Origin of the sequence: Flavobacterium inviolabile (assembly GCF_013389455.1) — a bacterium.
GTDB lineage: Bacteria > Bacteroidota > Bacteroidia > Flavobacteriales > Flavobacteriaceae > Flavobacterium > Flavobacterium inviolabile.
Map to the genome: position 1 here is coordinate 2,097,196 of NZ_CP058278.1, position 26,279 is coordinate 2,123,474.

At 33.4% G+C, this 26,279-nt stretch carries 25 protein-coding genes and 1 tRNA gene; 12 read left to right on the forward strand and 14 right to left on the reverse strand.

Annotated elements, in window-relative coordinates; all coding sequences use genetic code 11:
* Positions 1 to 108: 108 nt before the first annotated feature.
* The 9 genes from HW120_RS09375 (at position 109) to HW120_RS09415 (ending at position 10,917) form a co-directional block, all read left to right on the forward strand.
* Positions 109 to 2,811 carry an HNH endonuclease gene (locus HW120_RS09375; RefSeq protein ID WP_177733483.1) on the forward strand — a complete coding sequence of 901 codons (2,703 nt, stop codon included), beginning with the start codon at positions 109 to 111 and terminating at the stop codon, positions 2,809 to 2,811.
* A 1-nt stretch (position 2,812) separates the two neighbouring features.
* Positions 2,813 to 3,232: an SMI1/KNR4 family protein gene (locus tag HW120_RS09380; protein WP_177733485.1), complete on the forward strand. Its 420-nt coding sequence runs from the start codon at positions 2,813 to 2,815 to the stop codon at positions 3,230 to 3,232.
* 232 nt (positions 3,233 to 3,464) lie between these two features.
* Positions 3,465 to 3,875, forward strand: a complete 411-nt coding sequence (locus tag HW120_RS09385) for an SMI1/KNR4 family protein (protein WP_177733487.1) — start codon at positions 3,465 to 3,467, stop codon at positions 3,873 to 3,875.
* A gap of 485 nt (positions 3,876 to 4,360) precedes the next feature.
* Positions 4,361 to 5,506 (forward strand): AAA family ATPase, encoded by a 1,146-nt coding sequence (locus HW120_RS09390; RefSeq protein ID WP_177733489.1) that lies wholly within the window; start codon positions 4,361 to 4,363, stop codon positions 5,504 to 5,506.
* On the forward strand, positions 5,493 to 6,125 hold the full coding sequence (locus tag HW120_RS09395; protein ID WP_177733492.1) for an HNH endonuclease: 633 nt from the start codon (positions 5,493 to 5,495) through the stop codon (positions 6,123 to 6,125). Before HW120_RS09390 ends, HW120_RS09395 begins: the two co-directional genes overlap by 14 nt.
* A gap of 173 nt (positions 6,126 to 6,298) precedes the next feature.
* Complete coding sequence (locus HW120_RS09400) at positions 6,299 to 7,237, forward strand: 5'-nucleotidase (RefSeq protein WP_177733494.1); 939 nt, start codon at positions 6,299 to 6,301, stop codon at positions 7,235 to 7,237.
* Positions 7,238 to 7,613: 376 nt separating this feature from the next.
* On the forward strand, positions 7,614 to 8,177 hold the full coding sequence (locus HW120_RS09405) for a hypothetical protein (protein ID WP_177733497.1): 564 nt from the start codon (positions 7,614 to 7,616) through the stop codon (positions 8,175 to 8,177).
* 904 nt (positions 8,178 to 9,081) lie between these two features.
* Positions 9,082 to 10,149: a phosphatase PAP2 family protein gene (locus tag HW120_RS09410; RefSeq protein WP_177733499.1), complete on the forward strand. Its 1,068-nt coding sequence runs from the start codon at positions 9,082 to 9,084 to the stop codon at positions 10,147 to 10,149.
* A 9-nt stretch (positions 10,150 to 10,158) separates the two neighbouring features.
* Positions 10,159 to 10,917 carry a phosphatase PAP2 family protein gene (locus HW120_RS09415; RefSeq protein WP_246296971.1) on the forward strand — a complete coding sequence of 253 codons (759 nt, stop codon included), beginning with the start codon at positions 10,159 to 10,161 and terminating at the stop codon, positions 10,915 to 10,917.
* Positions 10,918 to 10,960: 43 nt separating this feature from the next.
* Here the strand turns inward: HW120_RS09415 and pdxR are convergent, their stop codons facing one another.
* Positions 10,961 to 12,409, reverse strand: coding sequence for a MocR-like pyridoxine biosynthesis transcription factor PdxR (gene pdxR / locus HW120_RS09420; RefSeq protein ID WP_177733500.1), 1,449 nt, complete (start codon positions 12,407 to 12,409; stop codon positions 10,961 to 10,963).
* A 91-nt stretch (positions 12,410 to 12,500) separates the two neighbouring features.
* On the opposite strand from pdxR, the gene HW120_RS09425 reads away from it, so the two are divergent.
* The 3 genes from HW120_RS09425 (at position 12,501) to HW120_RS09435 (ending at position 13,816) form a co-directional block, all read left to right on the forward strand.
* On the forward strand, positions 12,501 to 12,947 hold the full coding sequence (locus HW120_RS09425; RefSeq protein ID WP_177733502.1) for a GNAT family N-acetyltransferase: 447 nt from the start codon (positions 12,501 to 12,503) through the stop codon (positions 12,945 to 12,947).
* A gap of 40 nt (positions 12,948 to 12,987) precedes the next feature.
* Positions 12,988 to 13,061, forward strand: a tRNA-Cys gene (locus HW120_RS09430).
* Between the two features lie 17 nt (positions 13,062 to 13,078).
* Positions 13,079 to 13,816: a YggS family pyridoxal phosphate-dependent enzyme gene (locus HW120_RS09435; protein WP_177733504.1), complete on the forward strand. Its 738-nt coding sequence runs from the start codon at positions 13,079 to 13,081 to the stop codon at positions 13,814 to 13,816.
* 210 nt (positions 13,817 to 14,026) lie between these two features.
* On the opposite strand, the gene HW120_RS09440 is transcribed toward HW120_RS09435, so the two are convergent.
* From HW120_RS09440 to HW120_RS09500, 13 genes are all read right to left on the reverse strand, one after another.
* Positions 14,027 to 14,257, reverse strand: a complete 231-nt coding sequence (locus tag HW120_RS09440; protein ID WP_177733505.1) for a hypothetical protein — start codon at positions 14,255 to 14,257, stop codon at positions 14,027 to 14,029.
* 239 nt (positions 14,258 to 14,496) lie between these two features.
* On the reverse strand, positions 14,497 to 15,018 hold the full coding sequence (locus HW120_RS09445) for a hypothetical protein (RefSeq protein ID WP_177733507.1): 522 nt from the start codon (positions 15,016 to 15,018) through the stop codon (positions 14,497 to 14,499).
* Positions 15,019 to 16,339: 1,321 nt separating this feature from the next.
* Entirely contained in the window at positions 16,340 to 16,837 is a 498-nt protein-coding gene (locus HW120_RS09450; RefSeq protein ID WP_177733509.1) for a hypothetical protein, read from the reverse strand.
* Positions 16,838 to 16,915: 78 nt separating this feature from the next.
* Entirely contained in the window at positions 16,916 to 17,362 is a 447-nt protein-coding gene (locus HW120_RS09455; protein ID WP_177733511.1) for a hypothetical protein, read from the reverse strand.
* Positions 17,363 to 17,366: 4 nt separating this feature from the next.
* Entirely contained in the window at positions 17,367 to 17,711 is a 345-nt protein-coding gene (locus HW120_RS09460) for a hypothetical protein (RefSeq protein ID WP_177733513.1), read from the reverse strand.
* A gap of 44 nt (positions 17,712 to 17,755) precedes the next feature.
* A complete protein-coding gene (locus tag HW120_RS09465) occupies positions 17,756 to 18,499 on the reverse strand; it encodes a hypothetical protein (RefSeq protein WP_177733515.1) in 744 nt (247 codons plus the stop codon).
* 290 nt (positions 18,500 to 18,789) lie between these two features.
* Positions 18,790 to 19,539, reverse strand: a complete 750-nt coding sequence (locus tag HW120_RS09470) for a toxin-antitoxin system YwqK family antitoxin (protein WP_177733517.1) — start codon at positions 19,537 to 19,539, stop codon at positions 18,790 to 18,792.
* Positions 19,540 to 19,628: 89 nt separating this feature from the next.
* On the reverse strand, positions 19,629 to 20,048 hold the full coding sequence (locus tag HW120_RS09475; RefSeq protein ID WP_177733519.1) for a hypothetical protein: 420 nt from the start codon (positions 20,046 to 20,048) through the stop codon (positions 19,629 to 19,631).
* Entirely contained in the window at positions 20,045 to 20,302 is a 258-nt protein-coding gene (locus HW120_RS09480; RefSeq protein WP_177733521.1) for a hypothetical protein, read from the reverse strand. The genes HW120_RS09475 and HW120_RS09480 overlap by 4 nt, the downstream gene beginning before the upstream one ends.
* Before the next feature lie 113 nt (positions 20,303 to 20,415).
* Positions 20,416 to 21,162, reverse strand: a complete 747-nt coding sequence (locus tag HW120_RS09485; RefSeq protein WP_177733523.1) for a toxin-antitoxin system YwqK family antitoxin — start codon at positions 21,160 to 21,162, stop codon at positions 20,416 to 20,418.
* A 52-nt stretch (positions 21,163 to 21,214) separates the two neighbouring features.
* The gene (locus HW120_RS09490) at positions 21,215 to 21,970 is read right to left on the reverse strand and encodes a toxin-antitoxin system YwqK family antitoxin (protein WP_177733525.1); all 756 of its coding nucleotides are present in this window, start codon (positions 21,968 to 21,970) and stop codon (positions 21,215 to 21,217) included.
* A gap of 140 nt (positions 21,971 to 22,110) precedes the next feature.
* On the reverse strand, positions 22,111 to 22,497 hold the full coding sequence (locus HW120_RS09495) for a hypothetical protein (protein ID WP_177733527.1): 387 nt from the start codon (positions 22,495 to 22,497) through the stop codon (positions 22,111 to 22,113).
* A gap of 209 nt (positions 22,498 to 22,706) precedes the next feature.
* The gene (locus HW120_RS09500; RefSeq protein ID WP_177733529.1) at positions 22,707 to 26,267 is read right to left on the reverse strand and encodes a DUF6443 domain-containing protein; all 3,561 of its coding nucleotides are present in this window, start codon (positions 26,265 to 26,267) and stop codon (positions 22,707 to 22,709) included.
* Positions 26,268 to 26,279 lie beyond the last annotated feature (12 nt).

Sequence of the window (26,279 nt, forward strand, 5' to 3'; positions counted from 1 at the left end):
CTATTGTCAAAAAATGAGGTAACACAAATCACATATACCGCCTTTAAAAACCGGGCTTTTAAAAAAATCGAGAACGGGCAATCGATTCTGACAGTTTCAAATACCGGATTGGCTGTTTTAGAGGTGAATAAGGCTTTACGTAAGTTAGGCTATAATGCACCGGAACAAGAAATGGAATTCACTGTGGAAACACAGTTGGCATTGGCCGCTTTTCAATACGATCGGGGTATTATCGGCATACCTGTTTTTGATGCTGTTACTTTACTGAAAATGGATGAGGAATTGGGAGAATTGGAAAGAGAGCAGGAGCAAAGTGCGTCTAAAAATGAACAAGCATCTTCTGTGCAGAAAGAAGAAGAAATACAAACACCACCTCCGAATGAAAAAATAAGGTTAAGTGTGGGTATCGTTCCAATGGATATAAAAAGTGATAAGGAGTTTTTTAACTTTTTAGATATGAAAATCTTCGGTAAGATTACTGATATCAACTGGGATATCGGTAAAAATACATATAAGAATTACATCGGAGAAGAGACATTTTGTCAAGTTGAAATTGCCAGTCTGAAAAAATATTTAGGGATCACCGATGAGCAGTGGGATGATATGAAGAGTAAAACCACTTCAAGTACAACAAGTGCCGTCGACTTAAGAAAGTCCATTGGAAGCTATTTAGAGAAAGCAAAAGAGCGGGAAAAAGCCATAAACGATCTCGATATTTTAGAAGCCAAATTATTTGGTCTGGAAGAACTTTACAAGGAGTATAGAGCGTATTTTGAATTATTAAAATTGGGTGGTGAATCAGCTGTAGGAGCTGTAATGACATATAAACCGGAGCTGGATAAAAAGGCAAAAGACAATGGCTTTGAAGATATTCAGGATTTTGAAAATACGATTAAAAAATATCTTGATGCGTTCCGTGATGAAACAGTTCGTTTGGCAGAAGATTATATCGATAAGTATGAGCATTTATTATACAAAGAAGAAGAACGATTAAAGAAAGACGGCGTTCTGACAAAGCTTTATACTGCATTTACCAAAAGCGGAGCAGCTAAAAAAATAAAAGACGGAGATTCCAAGCAATTTAATGCTGTGCTGATATCTGGTCAGAGTAATGGTTCTACTCAGGCACTGAAAATGTATGATGAAGGAAAAGCCGAAATGGAAAGTGGTATTGATGAAGTAAAATCACTGGACTCTTTCCTTTTTAAAGACAAAACATTTGACTATAAAAGACTGGCTAAAGTAAGCTCTCAAAAAGAGTTTGAAAATTTTCTATTTGAATTTATAAAATCAAAACGGGAAAGTGCTAAAAATGTTCGTAAAGATTTAAAAGAAAATCCGGATGCGATATATAAACGTCAGGAATTACTGGAACATTCCTATCAGAAACAAGGTGTTGTAAAAGGTAGTATTATTGATTCAGCTATTAAGCAAAAAATCAATGATATCGGGACGATAGACATCTTTATTAATATCGGCCTTGCTATTGCTTCTATCATAGTAGTTGTGGCTACCTGGGGAGCGGCAACTCCTTATGTTATTGCCGGTACAGCGGTATCATTAGGAATGAGTGTCTATAATGTATATGATGCCCTCGATCAATATTCCAAAGCTCATGATAGTTATGAAATCGGATTGTTAAAAGACGAACCTAGTTTTGCTTGGGTAGTGGTAGCGATAGCAGGAGCCGCACTGGATGTTGCGGCATTTGCCGCAGTATTTAAATTAGCCGAACCCATAACAGAAGTTGCAGGCGTATTTAATAAAAGTTCTAAAACTTTCGATGATGTTAAAATATTAAAAGAAAGTCTCGCAAAAATCGACGGACTTGCAGATAAAGTACAGCTCAGTATTGTAAAACAGGCCGAACTGACAATTGAGTTTCGTAATACGGCTAAAGAATTTTTAGAAACAGCAGCAACACTTAATTCCGGAATAAATCCGGCAGCTATACCAAAATTAGTCCGCCTGGCTGATCTTGGTATCAAGCGGGGAGCACTTTCTTTCAGAAAGTTTTTGTTAGAATTAAAAATGCAAAATATAATTAAAGGTGTAGATAATCTTACAAAAGAAGAATTAAAAATCCTGAAAGAAGCATTTACGAAAGCGAAAAAAGGACCGGGGCTTTTAGATGAGATAGCAGAAAGTCTTTCTCTCAAACACAAAGATTTTTTATCCGAAAGAAACTTTACTATTGTAAAGCGGGGAAAATCAACGGTAAACTTAGATGTAATAGATGATGCCGGTGGAGTGCTGTTTAAAGGTACTGAAGAACATATTGAAAAATATATAGCGTTCATGAGCAAAAGTGCTTCAGAGCGTGCTGCAATTATTAAAGCAACAAAAACTCAGTTAAAAAAGAATACCCGGGTTGTATATGATCCGGAATTAGCAAAAGCAAAAGGTTATAATGTTCCGGTAAGTGCTAACGGTACTTCACCTGATTTTAAGGGGTTAAAAATGTATCTCAATGCGCAAGGAAAATTAGGAAACGGTAAAACGATTTCGGGTGTTTCTAAACAAGTATTTGATGATGCCTTGAATAAAATTATTAAATTTGACGGAGAGGTCAAAGTAAATATGACCGGAGTAAGAAGGTCAGATTTTGATAATTGCTGGAAAGCGATGGGGATCGATCCCACATTGGGCGCTAAATTAGAATCAAAATTGCAGCTGACCTGGCACCATTTGGATGATTTAGACGAAAATCTGAAAGGAACAATGCAGATTATACGAACTGAAGCACATAATAAAACATTGCCACATATGGGAAGTTTTGTTCAAATTGAAAATGTATTAAATTTAAATTAAGATGATAGATATAACGATTAATAATAAGCTTGTCACTGAAAGTGAAATCAGTGAAGTCGAGAGTCAAATAGGAAGCATATTTCCGGAAGATTATAAAGCTTTTTTATTGAAAAGCAATGGCGCCTATTTTGATTCTACTGAAGTTTTTTTAGGAGATTATGATGATGATATCAATGTGTTTGAAATCTATTCTTTGAAATATGGAGAGTCAAATTTTATTGAAAACAATGAGTTCAATGAAGGAATTCTGGATGAAGGTTATTTTAATATAGGTAGTATCAGAGGTGGAAATATCTGCATGTCTTTACGGGAAGAAAATTATGGGGTAATATATGTTTATTATTCTATTGCAGAACTGGAATTTGCCGCTCTTTCCTTTTCTGAATTCCTGGAAGAGCTTGTTGATTATTCAGAAGAATAATCCTGAACATGTAAACAAAAACAGGAGAAAAAGTTAAGCTGCATTTTTGTAATGAGTCGTGGTATTTATATACTTGAATGTACACCAATCCAATTTTTAATCTATTTCGGCTTTTTTCATTTAAACTATCATTAAGATTCAGTCTAAATCTAGTCGAGAACTGAATTTAGACTGATTTTTTTATTGGTATATTCAAGTATATAATCATCTAAATAATTATAATCATAAGAATATGATAGATTTTAGAATAGAAAATGAACTTATCACTGAAGAAGAATTAAATGAGTTTGAACAGGAAATAGGGTTAACTTTACCTGAAGATTATCGGGTTCATATGCTAAAATACAATGGAGGACTTCCTCAAAGTTATTCTCTTTATTTCGGAGAACCGGATGATGGTATACTTCTTTCAAGTTTTAAATCTATAAAATATGGTACACCACTGGTCGAAAAACTAGATTATTTACCAGAGAATTACCTTAGTATCGGTTATACAGAAACAGGTTATTTAGCAATGGCTTTAGATCAAAAAGAATACGGAAGTATTTTTGTGTATTACTCAGAAGTTGAGTTAACGAAAATAGCAGCTTCCTTTACCGGTTTTTTAGAAAGTTTGGTAGACTATACGGACGTTTTTGAATAATTTGTTTTAAATCGTTTAGTACTGCAAATACAGGGTTATACATTATCTAATCAGTAACACCATTACAGACTACGGAAAACAAAAGGGCGATTAGCTCAGCTGGTTCAGAACAGCTTGTTTATACCGAAGGGGAATTCCTCATCGGCCAAAAATCCGGTAAATTTAAAATTTGCCGGATTTTTTGTTTCTTATACTTATTTGTTTTATTCTTCCTCATTCAAATGAATATATTCACTTCTTTTTATTACGAATTCTATCTCAATACTTTAAAATTTCTTTGTCAATAAATTAGGTAAAAACACGTATTGCTTTATTATCTATAAATTATTTTCTTTCGGGTTTAACAGTATTGCTATTTTGTTAGAGTATATGTCTTATTTAAGTGAGTTAATAAAACAACTTTAAGAAATAGGATTATATACTTTTTTACGAAATATACATGTAAAAAAGCAGTCTTATAAGTAAGACAATAAGATGATACAACAATGACAAAGAGTAGAATTCCAAAGGAAATATTTGGGTCTAACAAGACAAATGATGTTAACATTCTAATTGGAGAGAATGGTAGCGGAAAAAGTACGTTACTATCTGAAATTGCTGACAAGTTCATTTTAGACAGATTTCAGGTAATTGCTATCGCTAACTCAATTCACGACAAATTTGAAAATAGCCACAGAATTCATTTGTTAAGAGGACGAGGCGGCAGAAAACAAATCAAGGACATTGTAAAAAAAGCTTTTAGAAATTTAAAAGACGGTGACTTTACAAGACTTAAAAATGCAACGAGGGCGATTGAGTATGTTGGATACGACCCTTTAATTGGGTTTAAACTAAACAATCTTAATCTTGACAAATTTGATGAGTTAAGAAACAGTCAAAGCTTAAATCTTTCAAACTTAGAACGAGCGGAGTCGTTAATTAGAAAAATTCACATTGAACAGAGCAAGGAAGAAATTATTTGGCTCAAAATGGAGGACTTAAATTTTCAAGAATTTGAAAAGGTAACATTTGCCCAGATTTTCAAATTTGAGAGACAATTAATAGACACAAAAATAATCGAGTCTATTGATATTTTTCTTTCAAAGAAAGAGCATAAAATACCTTTGTTGTCTGCAAGTTCAGGAGAATTAAGTCTAATTAGTTCTATAATTTATCTTTCAACCACAATTGAAGAAGGTGCTATTATACTAATTGACGAACCTGAAAATAGTTTGCATCCTATTTGGCAAAAACACTATGTGAAAAATCTGATGGACATCTTTTTTTACTATCAACCAAAAATAATTATTGCGACACATTCTCCATTGATAATTAGTGATTCTGAAATTTCGGTTGAAGGCACACAAATTTTTAAATCAAAAAACTTTGAATTTACATTGCAACAGACTGACCGAATAAATATCGAGGAGATATTTTTTAAATTGTTTGATACTGTTACTCCCCAAAATAGATACTTATCAAATTACTTAATTGACAAATTAAACGAATTAGCTGCTGGAGAAATTACGCTTGAAAGAATTACACAAATTCTTGACGATATAAAAGAAAACTCATTTGACGAGAAACAAGAAGTACTTTCTGATGGCGTTCTTAAATTAGCAGAACAAATTGTAACCGATGGTAGACAATAATATTTTATCACAAGCCGACTACGACCTTATTATCGCAGCTGTAAAAGAAGGAGGTAAAGTTTGGGAAAATAAAAAAATTGACCCTATAAAAAACAAAGTAAAAGAAATACTTAGAGATTTACAGTCTGAAACTTGCTGTTATTGCAAAAGGAATACAAAGGGAGAATTTAAAATGGTTTTAGACATTGAACATATACTACCAAAAAAGCATTACCCAAAATTGATGTTTGCGGTTACCAACCTTGCAATATCCTGCAAAAAATGTAATATGTTAGTTAAAAAAGATGATAGAAAATTCATTGTAGACTTGACAACTATTGAAGAGAATCCATTTGACACTAATCTTTATAAATTTATACATCCAAACCTTGACAAATATCATTTTTTTCTAAAGCGTATAGCAATAGAATTTGATGACACTAGAATAGTAAAGTATATTGTGGTTAATGACAAACCTAAAGGTCAATATACATACGACTATTTCAGACTGAAAGAGTTTGAGCAAAATGATTTAAATAAAATACAAGGCATAAACGACACGACAATTGACACCAAAAATATCAGCGACGAAACAGCACTCCAAATTTGGAATTTATTGCGAGAGAAGCTCAGTCCATAACGAAGGGGGTGCGATAGTGGGAGTTCCATGTTTTTCATATACTTTAGTGTAAGGTGGAGGTTCAGTTCTCCGAACAAAGTTTTGTGTTAAAACTCCTCGAATTCGGCAATACCCGAACCGTCATGCGTCATTTTAGAAGAACTGAATAAACCAATTAAACATTTGAATTAAACATGGCATTAGACTTTTCACAAATTTTAGTAGTTGGAGTTTCTTCTAGAGCTCTATTTAATTTAGAAAGAGAAAACGAAATTTTCAAAACAGAGAATATTGAAGGATTTAGGAAATATCAATTAGAACATGAAAACGAAATATTAGCAGAAGGTACGGCTTTTCCACTAATCAAAAGCTTATTAAAGTTAAATGAAATTGCATCCAAACAAATTGTTGAAGTTGTTGTAATGTCTAGAAATAGCCCGGAAACGGGGGTTCGAGTTTTAAAATCGATCAAACATTATAATCTTCCAATTACAAGATGGGCATTTTCAGGAGGAGATCCTCTATCTCCATTTATTGATGCATTTGATGTAGATTTATTTTTATCAAAAGATGAAATTGAAGTACAGAAGATAAGTGATACTTCAAATTGTGCTACCGCATTAATTTATGACCCACCAATGGACTATCTTCCCGAAATAGATAGAGTTAAGTTTGCTTTTGATGCTGATGCTGTTGTTTTTTCTGAAGAATCGGAACAAATATATAAGGAAAAAGGAATTGAAGCTTTTCATCAACACGAATCTGAAAATGAAGATGTTCCATTAAATGACGGACCTTTTGCTGAATTGTTAAGAAAGTTGTCGAAAATCCAAGAGTTTTTACCCACAACAATTGAATTAACACCATTAAGAATTGCAATAGTGACTGCTAGAAATGCGCCAAGTCACATGCGAGTAATTAAAACATTGCGTCATTGGGGAGTTTATGTCGACGAAGCGTATTTTATGGGAGGATTGTCAAAAGACAAAGTTCTAAAAGCCTTTGGTGCACACATTTTTTTTGATGATCAAGAAACCCATCTTGACGGTTCAAGCAAGGTTGTACCGTCTGGAAAAGTACTGTACAAAACAGATTCACCACTAAAAAAATATGAAAAAAAGAAAATAGAATGATAAAAACGAATATACAAGAGTAGTTAGTCAAAATAAGTTGGTTGCTTCGACAACTTGCCCCTTTTTCTTTACAAAAAATGCTAACTTTAACAGAAATTAATCTGTTCGCTGACTCTAGCTTATAATAAACTCAGATAATTATATACTCGAATGTATAATTCTAAAAAAATGAAATATAATATACTTAACCTGAAAAATTATACCTGACACACAAAAGTATATCAGTGTCCAAATGAATTATATTAGCGAATCGGTTTTACTAAAGTTTTTTACGAAATAGATAGGTAAAGTTTCGTAAAAAACAATATTAACAGCAAGCTTGTAAAAAAGGCAACGGCAAATTAATGTAACAAAAAAATGTCCTTATAGAAAAATTATGAAACCAAAAAGTATTTGTTTGATCGGGTTATTGTTTTTTGTTGTTAGTTATATCATGTTTTCTCAAGGTTCTAAACTAGCATATTTTCAGAAACCCATAGATTTTGCACATTGGTTTAACCTGATTGGAGCGGTATTACTACTGTCGTTTAATAAAGTGTTTCCCAAAAACAAATGGAACACTTTAGCTTCTTTTCTAACGGCATTAGGCGTTATTGCACATATAGGTCTTTGCACCATTGACTTTATAATGTGGAGTTTTGAAAATGACGATAATGCCAGGATGAAATTAAGCGAACACATTAGCAATACGCCATCAATTCTGTATCCTTTTATTATTATCGGACCATCCCTGCTCTTTATAGGATTGGCAGTTCATGCATCAAACTTTATTAAAACCCATACTCTAAAAGCCTTACTGGTTATACTGGGTGCACCTGCAGTAGGTTTTTCATTTTTTATACTGAAAAACGGAGTTTGTATGGTACTAAGCTGCATGCTTTTTTCTTTAGGGTTGACTTTACTTCTTTATAGAAAAGAAACAGTTAAACAGGAAATATAACAAAGTATAAGCCAGCTGCCAACAGCGGTTTTGTGGAGTTTAAAAAAGGTATTTGAAAAACTAAAATTGAAACCTATAATCGGATGGACAATAAAAGAAAATGCCGTTTCGATAAAAGTTCTTGAAAAAGCGGTCTTGAATACGAAAAAGATGCTGTAATCTACAAAATCGGGAAATAGCCGAAATAAAAAGCAACCCAGGCTTTTAGCTATAAAAATAAAATTAGATTTTTGAACGCGACTTTTGTTCACATATTACCAATTGTTTAGCTGTGCCTTTTAATAAAATAGAATTATTCAGGAAGTATCATATTGAATAGCCTCAGTAAAAAAAACTCAATCAATCCAACAAATTATCACCACTTGTTATATATAAAAGACTGTTTGTTAATATATAACAGTTGTCTGCCGCTTTTCTATAACGAAGTACTGTTAAAATTTAAATAATTGCGATTTATTAACATTAATAAAAATTGTAGGAAAAATTAATTACTATTTTTGCTTCAAATTTCACCTTAAATTAACTTTATTATTACCAGATTAACAATATAGGTGCTTCCGGGAGTATTTATAATTTTTAGCTTATTTGCATCTGCTGCTATCGCACAATGTTTAAAAACTTCAAAATCTTCGGTAATTATAGAAGCTATGAGGTCGTATAAATTATCCAAAGTTGTAAACACATTAATTCATTTATAAACGATATACAAAGCCCCCATTTGGATTATATCCTTTCTACTTCTATTCCCCTTCTGATTATGCCATAGCTTTTTAATGACAAACTGGTATGAATAGGTGATAACACCTTAAATACAGCTATAATAATGGTAGCCACACTATTAACTATAATGACAAACCAAAACGATTTATAAACCTTAAAATCAAAACGATACAGTTTCGAAAAAATGAGCAGAACAATACTAAGCTTAATCACTGTTTTTATTTCCTCTATGTTAATGGCACAAGTGCCACCAGAAACAGACTCTTTAAAAAACAATAATTTATCAAATATAAAACCTGATTTACGGACTGGCTTCGAGACAGAAGCCAATTCAGCAGCAGACAAGTCAATCCAACGATTTACGAATATAGACGACCATTATATTTATGAGTATTCCAAACCAAAATTCTTTGATATGGTTAAATACATTCCTCATAATATCTATGATTTCGGAGTATTTACAATACAAAAAGAAAATCTGAAATGGGATGCTTTAGTACTGGGAAGTACAGCAGCAATATTGCCTTTTGATCAAAAAATACTGGACGGAGCAGGAGAACTCGGATCCCGGATGGGAGGTTGGGATAAAGATAGTAAATACGGTACTGTAGCCGGGATTTTCACCATTGTTCCCAAAAACATTAGTTCGGCAGTTTATTATACGGGAAATGGTGGAACCACACTTATTCTAAGTGCAATTTTTCTAAGTATCGGTAAACTAAAAAACAACGATTTAAGAGCATTGAATACCTCCAGTGAACTGGTAGAGGGATTACTATCTGTGGGCGTTGCCACACAAACATTAAAAAGAATTACAGGAAGACAGAGTCCAAGTGCCGCTATTGCCGATAATAACAGTGGGGGTGACTGGAATCCATTTCCAAGTTTTACGGCATTTCAAAGCAATACTCCTAATTATGATGCTATGCCATCCGGGCATATTGCCACTTTTATGTCAACGTTAACGATCATTTCAACAAACTATCCGGAAATAAAATGGATCAAACCTGTTGGTTATTCCCTAATGGGTGTGCTGGCTTTTAATATGGTGAGTGGAAAAGTACATTGGACTTCAGATTATCCCATTGGTATTTTTATGGGTTATGTTATTGGTAAACAAATTGCAAACAGACGCATTACTAAAATAGCAAAAGATAATGTGACAGCAATGGTTAAAAAACCTTATAAAATCGATTATCAGATAAACCGGATTAATCACACCACTTTAGTAGGCGCAACAGTAACATTTTAAATTTTCCAAATGAATAAGGTAATCGTGAGTATAATAATGGCTTTAATAGCTTTCTCATCTACAGCTCAAACATTAAATGAAACAGACACTCTAAGTAAAAAGACCCCTGAAAATTTAGCGTTTAATTACAAACAATTATTAATTCCTGCTGTTTTAATTGGCTATGGAGCCATTGGTTTACAGAATGATGGTTTACAAAAATTAAATCGAAACATCAGAAGCAGAGTTATGAAGGACATCGATAAGAGAATAACGGTCGATGATTTTTCTCAATATACTCCGGCATTGTCTGTTTATGTGCTTAATAATCTGAACATAAAAGGGAAAAACAACTTGCAGAACAGAAGTGTAATCCTTGGTACATCAATGCTAATAATTTTTACTTCTGTAACCGCATTAAAACGCTGTACAAACATAGACAGACCGGACGATACCCGGTATGCATTCCCGTCTGGTCATACAGCAATAGCTTTTGCAGGAGCAGAATTTTTATTTCAGGAATACAAAGACAAATCCTGTTGGTATGGCGTAGCGGGCTATGGCGTAGCATCAATAACAGGAGCATTCCGGATTTACAATAACAAGCATTGGCTAACAGATGTTACAGCAGGTGCTGGCATAGGCATTTTAAGCACCAAACTTGCATATTGGGTAAACCCTTTTTTAAACGAACATATATTCAAAACCGGTTCAAAAAATACGACTGCGATGTTTACACCTTATTATGATGGTAAACAAATGGGGGGTGCCTTGGCGGTTACTTTTTAAACGAAATCCTGAAAATATTTGTTTTCAGGATTTTATTAAAAAATCATAAATCACGTTTTCCCAACCGACTGGCCAACAGGTTAACTGCTGCTTCCAGTTCCCGTTCGTCCATTGAGGCAAAGCCAAAACGAAAGGCATTTAATTCGCTGTCGGTTCGGATTATTTTTAATTTCCCGCTCTGTTGAAGATCATCTACAGAGAAATCTTTTTGAAGCATAATCCAGACCGCCATACCTCCCGATGGCAGTGAGTAGGTAACATGCCCGGATAATCTGTTTCGCAGTAATTCATCTAAAAAATCCCTGCGTTGGTGGTACATTTTTTTAGCTTTATTCAGATGCCGTTTGAGTTCACCTTCCTTAATCAGCATGGCCAGGGCATTTTGCATATAGCCGTCACCGCCCACATCTATGATCTTCCGGAGGGCAGTACATTGTGCTACAAAATTTTTCGGAGCGACCATAAATCCGATTCGCAATGAAGGATCCAGGATCTTGGAAAATGAACCGATATAAATCACATTCCCCTGATGATGTGCACTTGCCAACGGCAGGTAAGGAGACGAAGCATAATGGTAGTCGTAATCGTAATCGTCTTCGATGATCACAAATGAAAACCTTGCGGAAAGCTCCAGCAGTTTCATCCGCCGTTCCACACTCAATGTTACCGTTGTCGGGTAATGATGGTGCGGAATTACATATACCGCACTAATTTTTTCCTTTTTACAGAGCTGTTCAATCTTATCGGTATCGATGCCCTCTTTGTCCACAGGTACCTCAATGAGTGTTGCACCGGTTTCGGCAAAGGTTTTGTTGGCTACACCATAATTCGGTTTGCCGACGATAATCGCTGACTGGCTGTTTAGAAGCAATTGTGCCGCAAGATAAATGCTCATTTGCGCCCCGTGCGTAATCAGGATATTATCGGCCGAAATATTCAAACCTCTGGTAACGGACAGGTAATGAACCAGTTCTTCCCGGAGTTTTAGCGTGCCTTGTGCCGTGCCGATATGCGCATTTTTGATGGCATAGGTCCGGGAAGTAAGCAGGCGGTATGTTTTCAATAAATCAGAAATAGGGGAAAGGCGGACATCAGGATGCCCGTCGTCTATGATGACTTCAGGAATACCATTTTCCGAAGGGACATGCGGATCAATTATCCGATAGGGAACATTCAGTTCATTGTCATAGGAAAATCCGGTTTTATTTTCATTCCACTTTTTAGGCTGGAGCAACGGAAGATTTTCGGCTACCGTTACATACCTTCTCGGATAGACCGTGATCCATTCCTGGGCTTCCAGTTCATCATAGGCCGCGATGACTGTTTTGCGGTGTACATGCAGCAGTGCTGCCAGTTCACGGCTACTTGGCAAATGTGTTCCGGGTTTTAAAACACCGTTTCTGATGGCATCAATTATCGCAAAAGCAACCTGCTTGTAAACTGAGACTTTACTTTTTTTGTCAAGGATGATTATATGTTCAAATGGAAACATTCTGGACTACCTGTTATATTAAAACTGGATTGCAAATATAGTCCAATAGCGTTATACGTTTGCACTATCATTTTAAAAATAGTTACAAGCAATGCATTACAACATCAAAAAAGCCAGTCTGGAAGACCTGGAAGCGTCAGCCGGATTATTCAATCTTTACCGTATTTTTTACCGCCAGGAATCAGATGTCGAAAAAGGGAAAGCATTCCTGAAAGAACGATTCTTAAACAGCGAATCGGATATTTTCTTAGCAATTGCCGATGGCAGGGCAGTGGGCTTTGTGCAGTTATACAAATTGTTTCATTATACCAAACTGCAAAAACAGTGGTTGTTAAGTGATTTGTTTGTCCATCCGGACTATAGAGGAAAGGGCATATCGGTGGCATTAATAGACCGCAGTAAGCAATGGTGTGAAGAAACAGGTGCATGCGGACTGATGCTGGAAACCGAAAAAACAAATGCTATCGGTAATCAGCTTTATCCGCGTTGCGGATTCGAGTATGACGGCTTGCACAACTACTACCATTGGTGGAAATAACAGGCTGTACGGTAAGTCCAAACAGCTTACCGTTTTAACAGGTCGGATGGCTGAGCGGTCAGGCAAGGGTACGCAATACCTTTTACAGTGGTTCGAATCCATTTCCGGCCTCCATGATAAAATCTTAAAAAATGGAAAATCAAATCATAACGAATATTGATGAAATTTTAGAACGGATCGCCAAGGTCTGTATCCGAACCGGCAGAAATCCTGAGGAGGTAAAGTTGTTATTAGCGACCAAAACCGTCGCTGCCGATCGTATTAAAATTGCTTTACAGCACGGACAAGCGCTGATCGCTGAAAACAAAGTGCAGGAACTCAAAGAAAAGTATGAAGTGTTAAAACACGTTCCGCATACCTCACATTTTATCGGGCATTTGCAAACCAATAAAATCAAAGATATCCTGAAATACAATGTTTCCTGTATCCAGTCGCTTGATCGTCTGGATTTAGCCGAAAAACTGCATCACAGACTACAGCTTGAAAACAGCAGTATCGAAGTACTGATACAGGTCAATACATCAAACGAGGAGAGTAAGTTTGGTGTTCATCCGGCAGATGCGATCGGATTGATCCGGCAGGTAGCCCAATTTGAAACCCTGAAAATTAAAGGCTTGATGACTATTGGCTTGTTCAGTGCCGAAACCGAAAAAGTACGTACTTGCTTCCGACTGCTTAAAAACATTCAGCAGCAAATTAGCGCTTTGGCTATTCCTGATGTAGCAATGACGGAATTATCTATGGGAATGAGTAACGATCTGGAAACCGCCATTGAAGAAGGGGCTACCATCGTGAGGGTTGGTACGGCAATTTTCGGGCAAAGATTATATCCCGATAGTTACTATTGGAATGAAGGGAAAAGCTTGTAGGTTATTGCTTAACATCAATTAACTTTACACTGAAGTTTATCAAATTAATGACAGACATTTTTCCAGATCAGTTAAAAACGCTGTAACATTAAAATTTTTCATTTTTTTATCATTAAGAATTTCTTTTGATTGGTTTAATAGCTCATCAAATAATACGTAGTATTTTTCTTGAATGTTGAGTTGGAAAAAAAGCGCAAATTCAAGTTTAATTTAATACTCAACTGCTGCTTCTTTTTTCAAAATTTTTAGAGGTCTTACTTTAAAAAAAGGTTCAAATTCCTTTGATACACAAATGATATTGATGTAAATTTTATTTACATCTAAACTATACTTCTTTTGCGTAAAGAAATTACTAAAATTATTATTTAAAGTATTCGTTATTAATAATGTTTCTTCAAAATTAAATTCTCTTGAAAATTGTGCTCCAATACTAAACCGCATAATATTGTTGTCTAAATATTTTATTTAAAAAGTAATACTACTAAAATTATAATCATAAAAATCAACATAAGAAATGCCCTTAAAGAAAAGGTATTGCTATAAACGGACTTTTTATCTTCCCAAACAATACGTTTCTTAATCATATATAATAATATGCAAACACATATTATCAAGAATGTAAATACAATAATTTTATTAGTCATAGTTATGGCTTATATAGTGCTACTAAATTATTTCTTTCATGGTTTATTACTTTTAACTTTTACATACTCAGAGATATTCTTTTTGCATACAAAATAATAATAGTACCTGGCTCTTTCGTCCGTTTTTATGATTGGAATTTCGTCTTCAGAAACAAACAATCCTCTTTCTTTTTTTATCAAAGTTGAATCCATCAATTTGTATTTTGTTAATACATCAATTAATCCTTTTGATATAATGGAATCGTTATCGTGCCATAAATAAAGTCTTTTTTTATACTCTACATAACTAGTTGGGAATGATTTTGTTTTACCATTTATAGTATCAGATTGTTTTGGAGTATACCATTTTCTTTCATTAAAAACAAAAGCGTATAATTTATCTGAAGATTTTAATTCAGTAATTTCATATATAGATTCTATCTTGTTATTCTTTGTTTTGGTAAAATCGATGATAATGTTTTTGATTGCATCCTCTTTTCTCTCTCCTTTTATCATGTAAGCATTGGCACATGATATTGAAATCAGGGTAATTAATGTAGCGCTAATAATTTTTTTCATATCAATATGGTTATGATAAATAAAATCTGTTATTCCTGTATATTATCTGAATTGATAAAATAATAGGAAAGCATATACATAAGGCGAAAAACGTCTGGATTTCTCTGCTAATGGATCAATATTCATCTATCTGCCAATCACAGGGTCGTAATTACGTACTTCATATAAGCCTTAATCCATCCTTTATTATTACTAAATACAATTGAAACGGGCTGTGATTGGTTGTTTATTCACACAAATTACATATTCGTACAATCTGATAACTTTTGAACAAAGTCCTTCAATAGTCAACGAAACTTATATTATGAAAATAATATATATAAATCTACCTGCGTAATATATTAAATATATTAAAAAAGGGATTGTTAGGAATAGATATCTTATTTGAAATTTAAACCCATTCTTTATATAATCTATAAAAACATACAATGAAAAATATGATGTTAATAAGAAAATAGGAATAAACAGAATCCAATTGATAAAGCCTGATACACCTCTGAGTAATTTACTTTGATTTTCAGGCATTAAAATTGAAATTATATTAATTAAAACTAAAATAGTAAAGCCTATAAACGCATAATAAGAAAATTTTATTGATCTTTTTTTCATTTATTAAAATAGTATCCATTTTTAATTGCTCTTTGGTCTTCTTTCGAATCAAAACCTCTGAGTGCTTCATTAGCATTTGGATCTAATTTTATTGACCTGCAGTAAAACTCATTCAGAGTCATCCAATTACAACATCACTTTTATCATTTGACAAATGAAAAAAAGAAAAAAAATAAGACCTGGAAAACTGAGTGTCAAAAAAATAAATCTATTTTTTGTTCTTCCTTGTATTAAAAAAACGATACTCTTTAATGAAAAAAAGACCGATAGTAATAACGCAGGGTAAAATATTAAAGAATTAATGATAGTGAAATATTTCCTATAATAATCTTGATAACAAAATACCTGTAAAAAGTAAAGCAATATGGCAATTACAAAGAAAAATAAAGAAAGAATTACACTTTTTTTCATATTAAAACGTATGATTAACTTTTATTGTTACAATCTATCTTGTTCGGTATAAATATCAGATGAACAACGATTATTAACATTTCGATCTGCTATATAAATATCAAAAATTCTATTTTCTATTTTTAATTTTTTTTAAAATCCTTTTGTAACTAATTCTTCTATTTTCTGTTTCAATTCTTTTTCATTAAGGGGTATTTCATAAAAACTTTCAATAAAAGTTTTACAACTGTTCTCATAGTTTTACTGTTAATATGGCCGGCGTTATGTTATAAACATAGTGTCGTTATTATTGTTTCTGATGTTAAATTACTGGGTAAAACGTTTTAATCTTTGTGATTTTAATGGTTTTAAAATTCGATTCAAGGATCGCTTCAATCTTATCAGAAAACAAACAAGTTATTATGATTTGCTCATCGTCTTTCAATATGATTTTTGCATAATGGTAATTCTCAAATGCAAATTGACTATAGCCACTTTTTTGGAGTCTATTTGCAGTCATAAAAAACACAATTTCATTTATACTATCAATCTTAATCTCTCTTTTGATATTGTTTTTCTTTATTGTCAATCCTGATTTCTCTATTTCATAAGTAACGCCTTTACTGTTTTCATAATAATTGTAATGTAAATACAATACAGGTAACATAAAAAGCACAAAAAAAAGGATAAGCAAGTAAACTAAAGTTTTATTGGAAAAATCATCATAAAAGTAAAGCGCTAAACCCAAAAAGACTACCGAAGTAAAAATCAAAATTATCAGCATTTTTAAATGCTTAAAAAGTGTTAACGATAATTCCATGTTTTTTTATTTAAAGTTTAAAATTCCTTTTCCTTGTTTATCATACGGTATAATTATGAACAAATTTTACAAATTCAATTATTTTATAAAGCCTTCTGAATTAACATTATATCCTAAAATTTTTACTTTGTTGTTTTCTTTTATCATAGAAATTTTTTCCTCAGCAGTATAATTGGAATAAACAACCTTATAAGTTAGCAAATATTCTGTTTTGGAATCCGTACCTTTAAGACTTGTCGTTTTCCAATCCAAAAGCGTTAAATCTTTGTATTCACCTAATTTTTTCTCTTTGGCGTTTAAGAATTCTAAAAATTGATCTTTTGAGGCAACTTTATAAAAATCAGTACTCATAAGATTGAGAACTGATTTATATTCTTTTCTGGAAGTATAGAGATACAATAATCCGGCAACGGATTCAGCATCTTGCTTGTCTTGTAATTCATTATCATTTTTAACATTAGCACTAAAATTGCATGATGTTAACACTGATACCAATAAAATCGTTATAACGAATAGCTTTCTCATAAATTTATTTATAAATTTTACCGTCACATTCCCAATTAAAAGATAGTATTGTATCTTTTTTATGAATATAAAATACTAATTCTTCCTTTTTCTTTATAATTGTGTCTCCTTTATCAAGATATTTATAGTAAGTACAAAACCATCTGTTTTCTTGCTTATACAGCGTATCTTTATTGGTTTTTAAACTTTTTCCTTCAACTTCAAAATTATATACAGAAGTACTATCAACAAGATTTTTAACGATTAAAAGACACTCATAATCTTTTTTTATATGTGATAATTTTTCACAGTCTATTTTTTCACATGAGAAAAATTGACAACAAACAAAAAGACATATTATTTTTTTCATCTTAATAGCTATTTAGGTAAAATACAGAATATAACATTAGGAGATCATTTAATTTCTCTTTCCCAAACTTGACCTTTCCATTGTAGTTTATTCTTGTCTTTAATATAAATTAATTCTTGATATGGTTCAAATTCCAAAAAGCATCTGTCAAAATATGGTAATGTAATCGTCAAACAGTTATATTTTTCAGTATCTATATACTCTTCAAAAATTGAAAACAATATTCTTCCTCTGTAAAGTGCAGTTCCTGAAACATCGGCATCCATACTAAAACGGATCAGATTAGCAGTGATTTTTCTATCCCATAAATGCATTGACTTAGGTATAGCCATAAATGTTTTGTTAGTTTTGACAGACTTACTGTTATTGTTGTTAAAATGAAAGTTGAGCCTGACAGGATGATAATCAGAGGGAAAGTTTACCTGAATATATAGACTATCCTGTGAAAATTTGTTTTCTTTCTTTAAATCATACTCAAAGCCCTTTTGTTTCAGATACTTGTCTTCACTGTTTAATTCAAGAAGATCATTGGACAAAACAGTCCATTTGCCTTTGGATGCTATTTCACATTGTTCTACTACGGGGCTAAATGTTATTTCTGCTTTAAACAATTTGAATGTGCCATCAGGATTTAATTCGAGTTGTGAATAATTATTATCCGATAATGCCTGATATAACTTATCACTTCTTAAAATATAGGTTCCTGCCGGACTATTTTGCAGTTCAATATTTTTGATTGAATTGCAACCAACTAAAAATAAAATTAATATTATCGTTAAAATTCTCATTTTGTATCTTTTTTTGGTTTCCGGATTTTACAAACAGCATTTCCATTTTCTGTTTGATATCTTTTAATAAACTCATATTTACAGGACATAACTGTAGTAACGATAAGCATTATTAAAATAAATATTACCGATCACCTTTTACAGAACCGTCAGCATGTGGGTGGGGGGAAACTTTAAAATACCTGAAGATCTCGTCAGAGAGTCTACATTCTATAAATAGTATTTGTGTATTAAAACGAATGGACAATATCCATCCGTTTTTAGTATTATAACTTTCTTCTTAATACTGTTTATTCAATAACAACCGGAATATTGATAAAAGTCTTTCTTTCTCTTGTTTTTAAAACATTTTTATCAGAAGTACTTTCGTAAGAGTACTCTAAAATATAACCTCTAAAGTTATTCTTTCCCTTTTTTTCAAAAGTAACTCCAACTTTAAAAGTTTGATTCGCAAAAAAGCTTGCGCTATCCTTTTTAACCGTTCTGATGTTGCAAAAGGTTGAATCAAATTCACGAGAAATTACTAAAAATGAGTTACTACCTTTCTTTAAAAATGGAACATAATTAATAGTTAGTTCATTTTCTTTATTGGATTCTAATTTCGAAGTTTTAAATTCATAGGTATAGTATGTACTTTTATTTGCTAATAATTTTCCTTTTTCATCATAATTAAACTCCTGATTAGCATATTCTTCATTACATATATTTTTATATTCAACTATTTTTCGCAATCTATTTTTAGAATCATAATACTTCCATTTTCCATCTTTAATTTTATAAATGGTATTTCCTTCCGATTCTAATCCATGCTCATTATAAAATTTAGTATAAAAAGACAACTTATTTTCCTTACTAAAAACCATTTTGGAGTTCATCATACCATCATTGAAATACAATATTGAATCTAATGATTCTTCATCATTATTCATATAAGCTTTTGAGACTATTTTTCCCTGTTTATCGTACTGAATAATTTCTTGGGTCTCATTTTTACAAGAGACAAAGAAGAATGTAATTCCTAACAAAATTATTTTTTTCATTTTTATTTTATTAGAAAGGATGGACAGTAATCCATCCTTTTTTTAAAAATTAATATAGTAATTGTAAATCAATCCATATTAAATATATTCTATGATTTTATGTAACATAGCCCCTTTATATTGTCAGTAACAAATAAATCTCGGACGATGCCTTCTGCTTTTTCAAATCTTATAATTGTACCATTAAAATTGACCCCGGCAATATCCCTCCTTTGGTTAAAATTTTCACGAAAAGTAGATTTCAATTTTAATTCTAATAAATCTCCTTTTTTTATAGGGGTACAATTTGATATATGATCTTTAGAAGACATGATCTTGAAAATAGAGTCATTTTTTTTAGCATAAACTAAATATACATTTTCAATAGAATCAAGTTTACTGATTTCATAGATGTTTTGATTTGATTTATGAATTACCCATTCACCATTAAGGTTGTTTAGAGATGTGTTGTTAGACTTACAAAAAACTAAACCTAAAATAAAAATAGAACTAAATAAGATTTTTTTCATAATAAATTGTATGGATATGTTTGTATTATAACTGCGGCTCTATTCCCTTCTTTAACAGAGTAAGTACCCGTACCATTTTTATATAAAGTTCCACCAGTACTGTCTCCATTATCAAGCAGATACTCAGCTATTACATAACCGCTATTATCCGGGTAAGAATGTTTCATTGTTTTCCTTGTCTGGTTATCCTGGCAGGAAAATAGTAGCAATAAAATAAAAAAATTACCAGGTATATATTTTTTAGCTTTTATCATTTTTTATCCGTTTTACTACTTTACCAATCAATTGGATTTCTATTAAAACGAATGGAGAATATCCATCCGTTTTTAGTACTATAACTTTCTTTTTAATACTGTTTATTTAATAATTATTCAACAACAACCGGAATATTGATAAAAGTCTTTCTTTCTCTTGTTTTTAAAACATTTTTATCAGAAGTTTCTTTATAATAGTATTCTAAAATATAACCTCTGAAATTATTCTTGCCTTTATCTCCAAAACTGACATCAATTTTAAACGTCAAATGAGTAGTTGTACTTACACTATCTTTTTTAACGGCATTGATATTGCAAAAACTTGAATCAAATTCAGGCGAAAAAACTAATAAGGAAGTAGTTCCTTTTTTTATAAAAGGAACATAATTAACCGTTAGTTCATTTACTTTATTGGATTCTAATTTCGAAGTTTTAAATTTATAGGTATAGTATGAACTTTTATTTGCTAATAATTTTCCTTTTTCATCATAATTAAACTCCTGATTAGCATATTCTTCATTACATATATTCTTATACTCTACTATTTTTCGTAATCTATTTTTAGAATCATAATATTTCCATCTCCCATCCTTTACCTTATTAATAGTATTTCCTTCTGATGCTATCCCTAGCTTATCATAATATTTAACATAACAGGACGATTCATTGTCCTTGCTAAAAAACATTTTGGAATCTATTATGCCATTTGTAAAATTAATTACAGAATCTAAGGAAGTATTATTACTAACATAATTTTTTGAAGCTACTCTTCCTTGTTTATCATATTGTATAATTTCTTGGGTCTCATTTTTACAAGAGACAAAGAAGAATGTAATTCCTAACAAAATTATTTTTTTCATTTTATTTTTATCATTGATCAGGAAAGTTAGTTAACCCTAATTCAAAAAAATGTTATTCTACATGATAATCAAAAGAGAGGGTATCGGATAAAACAGTTTCTCTTTTATCTTTAAACTTATATTGAATATAGGCACGAATTGTATTCTTTCCTTTTTTGACCGCCTGCTCTTCAACATCAAGGGTTACCGGTTCTATTTTGGTAATATCCCGTTTTATTTTTGAATTGTCATAATCTAACAGCTCAAAATGGAACTCTCTTTCGGTATTGGGTATATTCGGAAACATAAACTGGTATTTAACTGTATCACCAATTTTATACCTTTTTGGTTTTTTTTGTTCCCTGATTTTATATTGATATATTTCAATTAAAAAAAGTCCTTGCCAGTTATTCAACTCTCCATCTTTATCATATTTTGTGATGAAAGTAGGATTACCAAAATCATCATAGAAAGCGTATTTTCTAATTTTGCCATCCGGGTAATTCCAGGTTATTTCGCCTATATCTTTATCATTTTTAACAAAGTGAATCGACTCCACATTACCATTTTCAAAATAAAATTTGGTGGTGCCGTAAATCTCATTATTAACGTAAGTTCCGGTCTTTCTTAATCTGTTTTGATTATCATAAAATGAATATTTTCCATCAATAATAGTGTCTCCATTATCAAGCAGATATTCAGCTATTACATGACCGCTATTATCCGGGTAATAATACTTCATTGTTTTCCTTGTCTGGTTATCCTGGCAGGAAAATAGTAGCAATAAACTAAAAAAAATACCAAGTATATATTTTTTAGCTTTTATCATTTTTATCTGTTTTTTCAACTTTATCTTTCACCTTTTTCAAACGTATTTATATTGAAAAGGATGGAGATTAATCCATCCTAATCTTTTTAAGATTTAATATGTGGTTGATTTCAAATTGTTAAAAAAACAGAAATCAAACATTATTTCTTATTATGGAGTTTTTTAATTTTTATCAAGCTTCCATTATTAATAATAATATTATTACTGTTTTCTACCTTATGATTAGAAAGTACTTTAGTTGCAAAATAAATAGTATCCTTTAACATTTCCTTTCTGGAAAAACTCATTTGTAAATCAGAATTATTATCCTTTAAAAGGAGGTGAAATTTTTTATATTCAATTTTCCCGTTTATCTTCTTTCCATTTAGAAGTTTTCTTTCATATATGCTATCATTAAATATTATAATACCGTTTTCTGATTGAAACTTCTGCCCAAATTCCATTTTGTAACTTCCATTCATTTTTTCTTCTTGTGCATCATTCAAAAACGAAAAAATAAACAAACCAGTTATAATTAAATATTTCATATAATTAATATAATATACTCACTAATGAGAATTAATAATTTTTAAAATCATCAAAATTATACCCAAAAAGGCGATTAAAAGAAATTTAATAGCAAAAGATTTACTAATTGAATCTCTTGTATTCCAGTTTTTAAATTTCTCTTTATATATCAATAAGTATCCAATCAAAATAATAATCAAAATACTTAAAGTAGTAAAATCTCCCATATTTAATTAGCTCTATGTAAACCCGATTTAGTTTCTCTCATTGCATCCATAACTTTATCTGCTCCCATTGTTCCTAAATTTAATAACTGTCCAGCTGCAGGCTCACCTAAAATCTTAAATGCCTCATTCCCTATTTCAGGTGCAATTAACATAATTCCTTTAGTTAACATTTTTTCATTAGTTAATGTGTTTGTATTATAATTATCTATTAATTCTAATCCTGTTCCAGCTGCTGAAGCAATGCTTCCATAACTAATCAATGCAGCTCCAACTGGGGCACCTACACCTGTAAAAATCATTACAGTCCCTGCAACTGTTGCGATATCCCCAGAATTAGATAAAATTGGTGCAATCTGTGAGGCGGCACTTGAATTTGCATTAATAATAGCTCCACCTTCGGTTGTAAAGCTCTTATCTGAAGCCTTAACAAAATCGCCTCCATTTACACTATATTTACCATCTTTTGTAAATTCATAACTATTACTATAATCGGCATCGTTTCCTGTTCTACTATCAAAAACCTCCTGAATATTAGTGTATCCTTTTTTTGCTGCTTGATCAACTGTTTTTATTTCAGGATCGTATGTAATATGCTGAGTTCCGTCACTTGCTTTCCAATTAACCCAGTCATCATTTTCCACCGCCGTCGTCATCTGTATACGGTCATCATAAATATTAGAAGTACTAATCGCCTGCATCCCATCCGGATCAATAAAGAACATCGGATTGTTTAAAGCATATACATAAGGCGAAAAACGTCTGGATTTCTCTGCTAATGGATCAATATTCATCCATCTGCCTATAGCCGCATCATAATTACGCGCTCCATAATCATACAGATTCAATCCCAATTCCTCCTGCAATTCCTTTCCGTTATATTTGTATTTATACGGATTAGGATTCATTTCATCTTCCTGCATCAATTGCGGTACATTATAACCCGGAGTTCCGTCCATAGGCAATACAAAAGTATAGCCTTGTGTATTATAGGCCTTATGCTTTAAACCAAACGGATAATAATGATTCTCTTCCATAATGGTGGCCTCTCCGGTAAAACTATTCTCCGTATAGGACAGGCGTGTATTCCCCAGATGATCGGTATAGTTAAATACATAATTAAAAAAATAATCCCCAAATCCGTAAACGGCATTCACATAACCCTCTGCATGCGGGAAAAATTTTAAAATACTGTTTTCATACTGAAAACCACCTAAATAATCGGTTGTTTTAACTGCTGCCCCCTCGGTAACTTTCTTCTGTACTTTTACACCCGCTGCGTTGTAAAGATAATTAATTTTATTCCCGCCGGAAAATGTTATTTCCACCGGCAGGTTCAGATGATTGTACACAATATTCGTGATCTTTTTGTTCTCATCCTTGATCATATTGCCGTTTGCATCATAAGCATAATCGTCATAAGTATTTCCGTAACCGTTATCGGTAAAACCTTCCGGATTGTTGGTCGCATCGTTTACCCGCATCAGTTTGTTGCCGTTATAGAAATAACTTAAATCGTCTATATCGATACTAAAGGTAGGATTATCCAGATTTCCTTTGCGCTGTAAGGATGTAATATTGCCATTCTTGTCATAGCTGATCGTTTCATTATAGGATCCGGATACCGGGCTCATGGTTTCCGGCTTCTGGTAAAACCCTTTGTTCAGCCGGTTTAGTTTATCATACTGATAGCCGTATTTACGCAGTATCTGATCGTTTTTCGTCTTCCAGAACGTTTCGGCTATATTCCCGTTATACAACGGTTTTACCAAACCTCCCATACTCTGGGAAGCCGTTGTTACCCTTCCGTTCTGGCTTTCGGTTACCTGGTTGTAGTTGATCTTAAACCCGAACAAATCCCCGTTGCCCAAAAACAGCTCCGGACTTCCTAAAGCCGCTTCATTGTTAATGTCTGTCAGCCAGCCGCGGATGTTGTAGCGGTAATCAACCTTTTGTACCCCTATAGCGCCGGAGGGATCGGAACCACCCACGTTTTTGGAGATCAGTTTACCCAATTCGTCATACGTATTTTTAGCTAACAGTTGTTCGGCACCACCATTGATCTGGTGTTTGTGCAGTAGCAAACGGTCCTGCTCGGTATAGGTAAAGCTATCGGTAAGCGTTAGCAATGTGGCACTGCCGTTGCGCTTGTGATAGGTTTTGGTATACAGCGTTTTCCCCATAAAATCCAGTTTGGTATCGGTTTGCGTATACCCGCCTAAGTAATTGGTGGTATAGGTACGAACCGGTCTGGATTTCAGGTCATAGAACGTATAGCCCTGTTCGCTGAAGGTTTCGGAAGCATTCGTCTGCACACGCGTCCAGCCTCCGGTAGCCAGTCCCTTTACGGCTGTGGTGATGTTTTGTCCTTCCACCTGCGATGGTACAGTTGGCGCATTCGGATAGGCATAATCGTCATAATACAATACCGAAAGCAGTTTCATGCCGCTGGTCGGGAAAGCCACATTGGTATAGCCGATGCTTATGCCGTCCACCGTAGTAGCGGTAGCTCTTTTTTCCGAAAAATTGGTATTGGCTGCATTGCGCTGGGATTGTAAAGCACTTCGTGTATCGGAAGTGGCCAGCCATCCGGTATAGACCACACGTCCCAGTCCGTCATATTTGGATACGATCCATCCGGTCTGCGTACCGCCAAACGGTGTCAGCACCGGGCCGGAAGCGACCACACGGTCCAGTTTGTCATAAACCATAAACTCCCATTGTTTGCCGGGTAGTTTCTTTTCGGCCATCCGGTTGCGGGAATCATATTTGTACTGGTAGCACAAATCGTTCAGCTGGGTTTCCGGATTGGCTGCCAATGGCGGGATCACATAGGTCAGGTTGCCGTATTCGTCATAGACATAGTAGGTATCGTGCGCCACCTCGTCATTATAAAGCCTTTTCAGGATCAGTTTTCCCTGTTTGTCATTAAACACTTCCACGGTATTGTCTTTACCGGAGGTCCAGTTTTCATTTTTGCTGATGTTTTTATACAGCTGACTCGCTTTATAATAACCTTTGTTCTGCAGCTGCGGGACATATAACCCCTGTGCGGCATCCCAGGTGGTCGCTGCGGCATAGTATTTTACCTCACTGCCGGTATTGGTCTGGTATTCCATTTTAACGCTGTGATCGACCCCTTCATTTGGGGCAAGCTGCCAGTCGGCTCCCGGAGCACCCTGTCGTAAAGGCCGTGCCGATGGTGCGGCTTCCAGCAGTTTTTCGCTAAACGGATATTGTCCGGTATACTGGGAATAGTTGAGTGTAGCCTGCTGGGCATTGTTCTGGTAGCTCATGTCAACAGTGGTAGCTGCATACGGAAGGTAATCCTTTAGCTGGCGCCCCATGTCATATTCGATATGGGTGATGATATCCTTGCCGGTAGCCGATTGCTTGTTCGCTACCTGCTGTACCGGGCGACCCAGTCCGTCATAATAGGTTACCGTACTTGCCGGACGGCCGCCATTGGCTTCCCGGTAAACGGTTTTTTTCGTGTAATTCTGTGTGGTGGTTTGTGCAATAACCCATAACGGTGCACAAAGCAATAGTATTGCCAGTTTTTTCATGGTGTTATCGTA